Source organism: Mesorhizobium sp. M2A.F.Ca.ET.067.02.1.1 (assembly GCF_004023285.1).
In the GTDB taxonomy this organism is placed as follows: domain Bacteria; phylum Pseudomonadota; class Alphaproteobacteria; order Rhizobiales; family Rhizobiaceae; genus Mesorhizobium.
In genome coordinates this window covers 1-860 of record NZ_RZSB01001268.1, presented here as the reverse complement: position 1 = coordinate 860, position 860 = coordinate 1, and the positions used below count along the sequence as shown (strand labels likewise).

1 protein-coding gene is annotated in these 860 nt (G+C 61.7%); it reads left to right on the top strand.

What is annotated here, in order from left to right; translation table 11 throughout:
* Positions 1–149: 149 nt before the first annotated feature.
* The coding region (locus tag EOA28_RS37230) for a GGDEF domain-containing protein (RefSeq protein ID WP_148671182.1) at positions 150–860 on the top strand (711 nt) is incomplete at its 3' end.

Genomic DNA, 860 nt, shown 5'->3' with positions numbered 1-860 from the left:
TGTCTGAATATTGTCATAAATCATTGCTTTTTAACCATAAAATTGCCGCCTCGATCCAGCCGCCAGAGAACAGGTCAAGACGGTCGCCGCGCTCAGCGTTTGTTAACGGCTGAGGTTCTAGCCATGGCGCGTGCTGTGGGGGCGCGGACATGAGTATCTTGGCGACAATCAAGGATCATAGCGGCCGTATCTATCGCGGCATCCAGGCTCTGCTCGTGATGAGCATCGCCGCCACCGGGCTCGCGGCCTTCGCGCTGACGGAGAACGCTTCCCGCGACGGCGCGCTTATGATGTCGGCGGCATCGACCCTGATGGCGCTTCTGGTCTTGATGTATATGCGCTCGAGCGTCGTCCAGCGCCTGCAATCGGCTGAGGATGCCGAAGCCGAGAAGCACCGCTTTCTCACCGTCGATGCCATGACCGGCGCCATGACCCGGCGCTATTTCATCGAAGCCTTGCGCGACCGGCTGGGCGGTTTGCGCAACCGTCGCCAGGCAAGCCTGCTTCTGATCGACCTCGATCATTTCAAGCAGCTCAACGACACGTTCGGCCATCAGTTCGGCGACCTGGCGCTGGCCCATCTGGTCGCGGAAGCGCAGCGCATCTTCGAGGACGGCGTCATCGGTCGCCTCGGCGGCGACGAGTTCGGCGTCATGGTTCCGCATGGCGACGTCGCCGTCATCAACAAGGACGTGCGCCGGCTGCTCGATGCGATGCGCGCCGGCAAAAGACATGAAGGCAAGATCATTCCGCTGTCGATCTCGGTGGGTGTCGCGCTTGCGCCGCTGCATGCCTCGAACGGCGCTGAGTTGATGCTGCTGGCCGACCTTGCGCTCTACGAAAGCAAGGCAGGCGGCCGC